A 7,104-nucleotide genomic window follows, 5' to 3' on the forward strand; every position below is an offset into this window, starting at 1 on the left:
CACGTACGCCGTGCCTGCCTCGGGCAAGCCTCTCTTCCAGGCCGCAACGGCCAACCTCAACCCGTGGACCGAGGCGAAGGTCAACAGCAGGAACCCCGATCGCGGGCCGCTGCTCATCGTCTCCGGGGAGAAGGACCACACCGTCCCGTGGGCGATCGCCAACGCGTCCTACAAGAAGCAGCGCCGCAACGAGGGCGTCACAGAGATCGTCGAGATCCCGGGTCGCGGGCACTCCCTGACCATCGACCACGGGTGGGGCCAGGTGGCCGACACGGTGCTGGCCTTCGTCCGGCGCTTCACCGCGCCGGCTGCGGCGGGCTGAGGCGCTGGCCCTCAGGCCGGGGGCACAGGTTCGTCCCTTCTGACGCACCTGCGGGCCTGTGTCGGACGCGACGGACCTGTGCGCGGGACGCCCGGGTGACCACCCGGCGTACCAGGTCCGGACACGGCACGGCCCCCTCCACCGACGGTGGAGGGGGCCGTTCTGACAGCGGGTGGCTCAGATGAGGCCGAGCTCCTTGACCGCGTCGCGCTCCTCGACCAGCTCAGCGGCCGTGGCGTCCATCCGGGCGCGGGAGAACTCGTCGATCTCCAGGCCCTCGACGATCTCCCAATCGCCGCCCTTGGTGACGACGGGGTAGGAGTAGATGAGGCCCTCCGGCACGCCGTACTCGCCCTGGGAGCGGACCGCCATGGAGACCCAGTCGCCCTCGGGGCTGCCCTGGATCCAGTTGCGGGCGGCGTCGATCGTGGCTGACGCGGCGGAGGCGGCCGAGGAGGAGCCCCGGGCCTCGATGATCGCGGCGCCGCGCTTGGCGACGGTCGGGATGAAGTCGTTCTCGATCCACGCCTGGTCGCCGACGACCTCGGCGGCGTTCTTGCCGTTGATCTCCGCGTGGAAGATGTCGGGGTACTGGGTCGCCGAGTGGTTGCCCCAGATCGTCATCTTCTTGATGTCGGTGACCCTGGCGCCGGTCTTGGCCGCGAGCTGCGAGAGCGCGCGGTTGTGGTCCAGGCGGGTCAGCGCGGAGAAGCGCTCCTGCGGGATGTCGGGGGCGTTGTGCATCGCGATGAGCGCGTTGGTGTTGGCCGGGTTGCCGGTCACGCCGATGCGGATGTCGTCGGCGGCGACCTCGTTGAGCGCCTTGCCCTGCGCGGTGAAGATCGCGCCGTTGGCCTCGAGCAGGTCGCCGCGCTCCATGCCCTTGGTGCGGGGGCGGGCGCCGACGAGCAGCGCGAGGTTGGCCCCGTTGAAGATCGTGGTGGCGTCGTCGCCGATCTCGACGCCGGCCAGGGTCGGGAACGCGCAGTCGTCGAGCTCCATGACGACGCCCTCGAGGGCCTTGAGCGCGGGGGTGATCTCCAGCAGCCGCAGCTCGACCGGGGTCTCCGGGCCGAACAGGGCACCGCTGGCGATGCGGAAGAGCAGGCTGTAGCCGATCTGGCCGGCGGCGCCGGTGACGGCGACCTTGACGGGGGTAGTGCTCACGGGGAGAGGCCCTCCAGGCTCACGGGAGTGGATACGTGGCGACGTTAGCAGTGCTCAGCGGCGTGTCGGTCCGCTGGTCGGCCCCCTGTGACGCACCAGACGGTATGCCGTGTGGCCGGCTGCGTGGTCCGCCCGCCGGGTCAGGCCGGGTGCGGCAGCCCGGTGACCTCGACCTCCTCGCGGTGCACCCCGGTGAGCACGGCGTAGGTCGCGCCGGCGATCGCGGCGCCCACCAGCGGGGCGACCCAGAAGAGCCACAGCTGGCCGACCGCGCCGTTGCCGTTGAAGAAGGCCACGCCGGTCGAGCGGGCCGGGTTGACCGAGGTGTTGGTGACCGGGATCGAGATGAGGTGGATCAGCGTCAGCGACAGGCCGATGGCCAGCGGCGCGAACCCGATCGGGGCGCGGGTGTCCGTGGCGCCGAGGATGACGTAGAGGAAGAAAGCGGTCATGACGACCTCGATGAGGGCGCACGCGAGCAGCGAGTAGCCGCCGGGGGAGTGGACGCCGTAGCCGTTGGCGGCCATGTGGCCGGTGCGGACGAAGCCGGGCTTGCCATTCGCGATGATCGTCAGCACGCCACCGGCGACCAGGCCGGCGAACACCTGGGTGATGACGTAGGCAGGCACGTCCCGCCACGGGAAGCGGCGGGCCACGGCGAGCCCGAGGGTGACGGCCGGGTTGAAGTGTGCGCCGGAGATGTGGCCGACGGCGTAGGCCATGGTGAGCACGGTCAGGCCGAATGCCAGGGCGACCCCCAGGAAGCCGATGTTGACCTGCGTCCTGGTGGGCGAGGCGAAGGTCGCGGCGAGCACGGCGCTGCCGCAGCCGCCGAGGACCAGCCAGAACGTGCCGAGGAACTCCGCGGCGAGCTTGTGGGTGGTGAGCGGCTGACGGGTGTTGGTGGCCAAGGGAGCCCTCCCGGGTCCGGCGGCCGGGGCGGCCGCGTGGCTGCATAGACAGTTGCCCGTCCACGGCAGCACGGAAGCCCCGCGCCCGCCTCAGCCAGACGGCGCAGGAGCCCCGTCCGGACGCACCGGGGCCCGGCACCCCGTGACGGTTTGCCGGGCCCCGGTGGGAGCGCGCTGCTCGGTCAGCCGGCCTGGGCGACCGCGGCCAGGGCGGCGTTGAACGTCGCCGACGGGCGCATCACGGCCGAGGCCTTGGCCGGGTCGGGGCGGTAGTAGCCGCCGATGTCGGCCGGGTGGCCCTGCACGGCGACCAGCTCGGCGGCGATGGCCTCCTCGCCGGAGATCAGCGACTGCGCGATCGGCGCGAACGCCGCCGCCAGGTCGGTGTCCTCGCCCTGACGGGCCAGCTCGTCCGCCCAGTACATCGCCAGGTAGAAGTGGCTGCCCCGGTTGTCGATCTGGCCGACCTTGCGGGCCGGGCCCTTGTTCTCGTTGAGCAGGCGCTCGGTCGCGCGGTCGAGGGTGTCGGCCAGCACCAGGGCACGCGCGTTGTCCGTGCTCGTGGCCATGTGCCGCAGGCTCTCGGCCAGGGCCAGGAACTCCCCGAGGCTGTCCCAGCGCAGGTAGTTCTCGGTGAGGAGCTGCTGCACGTGCTTGGGCGCCGAGCCGCCGGCGCCGGTCTCGAACAGGCCGCCGCCGTTCATCAGCGGGACCACCGAGAGCATCTTGGCGCTGGTGCCGAGCTCGAGGATCGGGAACAGATCGGTGTTGTAGTCGCGCAGCACGTTGCCGGTCACCGAGATGGTGTCCTCGCCGCGGCGGATGCGCTCCACGGAGAGCTTGGCCGCCTCGACCGGGGACATGATGCGGATGTCCAGGCCGTCGGTGTCGTGCTCGGGCAGGTAGGCGTTGACCTTCTCGATGAGGTTGGCGTCGTGCGCGCGGCTCGGGTCCAGCCAGAAGACCGCGGGCGTCTGCGAGGCGCGGGCGCGGGTGACGGCGAGCTTGACCCAGTCGCGGATCGGGGCGTCCTTGGTCTGGCAGGCGCGCCAGATGTCACCGGCCGCGACCTCGTGCGAGATGAGCACCTCGCCGGCGGAGTTGACGACCTCGACACGGCCGGCCTCGGCGATCTCGAAGGTCTTGTCGTGGCTGCCGTACTCCTCGGCCTTCTGCGCCATGAGGCCCACGTTGGGCACCGAGCCCATGGTGGTCGGGTCGTAGGCGCCGTGGGCGCGGCAGTCCTCGATGACAGCCTGGTAGACCCCGGCGTAGGAGCTGTCGGGGATGACGGCCAGGGTGTCGTGCTCCTGCCCGTCCGGGCCCCACATGTGGCCGGAGGTGCGGATCATCGCCGGCATCGAGGCGTCGACGATGACGTCGCTCGGCACGTGCAGGTTGGTGATGCCCTTGTCGGAGTTGACCATCGCCAGGCGCGGGCCGTCGGCCAGGCCCTTCTCGATGGCGGCGCGGACCTCGTCGCGCACGCCCTCGGGCAGGGCGTCCAGGCCGTCGAGGATCGAGCCGAGCCCGTTGTTGGGGGACAGGCCCGCGGCCGCGAGCTGCTCGCCGTACGTCGCGAACACCTCGGGCAGGAACGCGCGGACGACGTGGCCGAAGATGATCGGGTCGGAGACCTTCATCATCGTGGCCTTGAGGTGGACCGAGAACAGCACGTCCTCGGCCTTGGCGCGGGCGACCTGCTCCGTGAGGAAGGCGTCCAGAGCGGCGGCGCGCATGACCGTGGCGTCCACGACCTCGCCCTCGAGCACCTTCAGGCCGTCCTTGAGGACGGTGGTGCCGGAGTCGGTCACGAGCCGGATGGTCAGGGTGTCCGCGGCGGGCAGGACGACCGACTGCTCGTTGGAGCGGAAGTCGTCGGCGCCCATGGTCGCGACGTTGGTCTTCGAGTCGGCCGACCAGGCACCCATCGAGTGCGGGTGCTTGCGCGCGTAGTTCTTCACGGCGGCGGGCGCCCGGCGGTCGGAGTTGCCTTCGCGCAGCACGGGGTTGACGGCGCTGCCCTTGACGCTGTCGTAGCGGGCGCGGGCGTCACGCTCGGCGTCGGTGCGCGGGTCGTCGGGGTAGTCGGGCAGGTCGTAGCCCTGCGCCTTGAGCTCGGCGATCGCGGCCTTGAGCTGCGGCACCGACGCCGAGATGTTCGGCAGCTTGATGATGTTGGCCTCGGGGGTCTTGGCCAGCTCGCCGAGCTCGGCGAGGGCGTCGCCCACCCGCTGCTCCTGCGGCAGCTGGTCGTCGAACGCGGCGATGATGCGCCCGCCCAGCGAGATGTCGCGGGTCTCGACGTCGACACCCGCCGTCGCTGCGAAGGCCTCGATGACCGGCAGGAACGAGTAGGTCGCCAGCATCGGCGCCTCGTCGGTGAGGGTGTAGATGATCTTGGCCATGAAGGCGGCTCTCCCTGGGATCGTCCGATGTGCACGAGGGTGCGCGGGCGCCGTTCAGGCTAGCGCGGGGCGCCTCACCCTCGGACAGTTATCTTGACATCAAGATAACGGCGGCTCAACCCCGGGGTCCGTCACCAGCTGGGCTGCTCCGGGCGGGGGTGGGGCGGCAGCGGGGTGTCCTCGGGGTGGATCACGTAGACCAGCCCGCCGGAGCGCCCCCACGCCTGCTCGAACTGCCCGCGGTCGTAGGTCGTGCGCACCTCGTCGTCGTCGGGCAGCTCGTGCGAGGCCGGGTCGTTGACCACGACGTCGCCGCGCTCGTCGAAGCCCACGATGACCAGCAGGTGGCCCTTGGTGTCATAGCCCGCGCCGTCGAGCTCGTCGCGGGTGAACGACACCGACGCCACCAGCGGGATGCCGGCGGCGGTGAACAGCTCCGCCTCGTCCAGGCCGCGCAGGCGGGTGACGAACCCGCGCAGGCCGCGCTGCCCGGCATACGCCGTGTTGAAGGCCCAGTTGCCCGCCCCGTCGTAGGCGTGGTCGTAGACCGCGCGCACCGCGTGGACCACCTGCGGGTGGGCGTTGCCCGGCTCCACCCAGGCCGTCTCGGCCTCGTCCGGGCCGGCCTTCCAGTGGTCGAGCACCATGGCCACCGAGGTCGCCGAGCACCAGGACGCGCCGCCGTTGTCCCACTCCGGGTGCTCCCCCCGGTGCCGCTGCTGGCTGTATGCCGGGACGTCGAGGACGTGGGAGCCCTCACCGGGGCGGTCGCTGGGCTCCACCGGCCCGTTCGGGTGGGCCGAGGCCATCGCCCCGAGCGAGCGCAGTCGCGGGGTGGCCGTGCTGCCCAGGGGGCGCAGCGCGACCGCGCGCAGCTGCCAGCCCACGGCGCGGACGCGGTCGGTCACTGCGAGCACGTCGGTATGGACCTCGGCGTGGCCGTCCTTCTGCCCGGGGACCGTGGTGCGGCACAGGCCGCCCTCGGCAGAGGTCCAGCGGGCCATGACGTACCACCCGGAGCGGCTGCCGTCGGCGAGCACCAGCGCCGCCTCGACCTGCAGCCACGAGCCGTCCGGGGTGTCGGCGTCCCAGGTGGGCACGAGCTCGCCGATGCTGAAGCCGGTCCGAACCTCCGGCGAGGTCCACGAGGCCGCCTCGTAGCTGGCGGTCGGCTCCTGCGAGAACGGGTCGGTGTGGTCGACCTCGCCGGCGAACTCGTCGAGCTCGGGGTCGGCGAACCGGTGGTAGGCAACGTCCTTCACGCGGGGTGCTCCTGGTGGTCGGGCTCGTCGGGGAACAGGCGCCGCGAGCCCGAGCCGGCGGCGGCCAGCACGTCGTCGGGGTTGTAGAGCCGACAGGTCTGCAGGGACAGGCAGCCGCAGCCGATGCAGCTGGTGAGGTCCTCGCGGACCCGCTCCAGGTCGGCGATGCGCTGGTCGATCACCGGGCGCCAGCGGGCCGACATGCGGCCCCACTGCTCCTTGGTGGGGGCGGCCTCGGGGTCGACGATCGAGAACGCCTCGCCGATCTGCTCCAGGCTCAGGCCGACCCGCTGGGCCGCGCGGATCACGGCGACCCGGCGCAGGACCGCGCGCCGGAAGCGGCGGCGGTCGCCGGCGGTGCGGGTGCTGGCGATCAGGCCGAGCGACTCGTAGTAGCGCAGCGCGGACGGGGCGACGCCGGAGCGTGCGGCCACCTGCCCGATCGTCAACAGCTCCGCTGGCATGACTTCCCCGACCTCAAGCTCACTTGATGTTTCGCGGTCACCCTATCCCGCCGAAGGCCTCGGCGACTCAGGCCTGGTGCGCCGCGCGGGTGACGAAGTCGGCGAGGTCCTTGCTCTGCTGCAGCCGGGACGGCTCGTGGACGTACATCATGTGGCCGGCTTCGTACCACGCGTGCTCGATGTTGGCGTGCAGCTCGGCCGGGATGGCCAGGTGCGCCAGCACGTCCTGCGCGGCGTAGTAGGGGGTCGCGCCGTCGAGGTAGCCGTAGGCGACGTGGACCCGCAGGTGCGGGTTGGTCCGCATCGCCCGGGCCAGGCGGGGCGCGACGTCGACCGCCCGGCCCTCGAAGTTCTTGTAGGACCAGGGGTGGACGCTGCTCGCGATCTGCTCGTAGTGCAGGTCGTTCTCGTAGCCGAGCTCGTCGCGCACGTAGTGGTTGAGCGCGGCGGCGTAGGGGCCGGAGATCGCGTCGTGGGAGGGGTCGGCCTCGAGCTTCTCCGCGATGCCGCTGGCCCACGGGCCGGTGAACCGCGAGTCGAGCCGGCCGACGACCTTGCCCTGGTCGCGCA

At 71.7% G+C, this 7,104-nt stretch carries 5 protein-coding genes and 2 pseudogenes; 1 reads left to right on the plus strand and 6 read right to left on the minus strand.

What is annotated here, in order from left to right:
- Positions 1–322: pseudogene (locus tag ACXVGS_RS18360) on the plus strand (alpha/beta hydrolase); the annotation flags it as partial.
- A gap of 177 nt (positions 323–499) precedes the next feature.
- On the opposite strand, the gene ACXVGS_RS18365 reads toward ACXVGS_RS18360, so the two are convergent.
- The 6 genes and pseudogenes from ACXVGS_RS18365 to ACXVGS_RS18390 all read right to left on the minus strand — a co-directional run.
- Positions 500–1,489, minus strand: coding sequence for a malate dehydrogenase (locus ACXVGS_RS18365; RefSeq protein WP_458532510.1), 990 nt, complete (start codon positions 1,487–1,489; stop codon positions 500–502).
- Between the two features lie 140 nt (positions 1,490–1,629).
- On the minus strand, positions 1,630–2,400 hold the full coding sequence (gene aqpZ, locus ACXVGS_RS18370; RefSeq protein ID WP_458537323.1) for an aquaporin Z: 771 nt from the start codon (positions 2,398–2,400) through the stop codon (positions 1,630–1,632).
- 182 nt (positions 2,401–2,582) lie between these two features.
- Positions 2,583–4,808 (minus strand): NADP-dependent isocitrate dehydrogenase, encoded by a 2,226-nt coding sequence (locus ACXVGS_RS18375; protein ID WP_458530256.1) that lies wholly within the window; start codon positions 4,806–4,808, stop codon positions 2,583–2,585.
- A gap of 131 nt (positions 4,809–4,939) precedes the next feature.
- A complete protein-coding gene (locus ACXVGS_RS18380) occupies positions 4,940–6,070 on the minus strand; it encodes a peptidase C39 family protein (RefSeq protein WP_458530255.1) in 1,131 nt (376 codons plus the stop codon).
- Entirely contained in the window at positions 6,067–6,534 is a 468-nt protein-coding gene (soxR, locus tag ACXVGS_RS18385) for a redox-sensitive transcriptional activator SoxR (protein ID WP_458537324.1), read from the minus strand. Before soxR ends, ACXVGS_RS18380 begins: the two co-directional genes overlap by 4 nt.
- Before the next feature lie 67 nt (positions 6,535–6,601).
- Positions 6,602–7,104 (minus strand): annotated as a pseudogene (locus ACXVGS_RS18390) (peptidase S10); the annotation flags it as partial.

Source organism: Oryzihumus sp. (assembly GCF_054325275.1).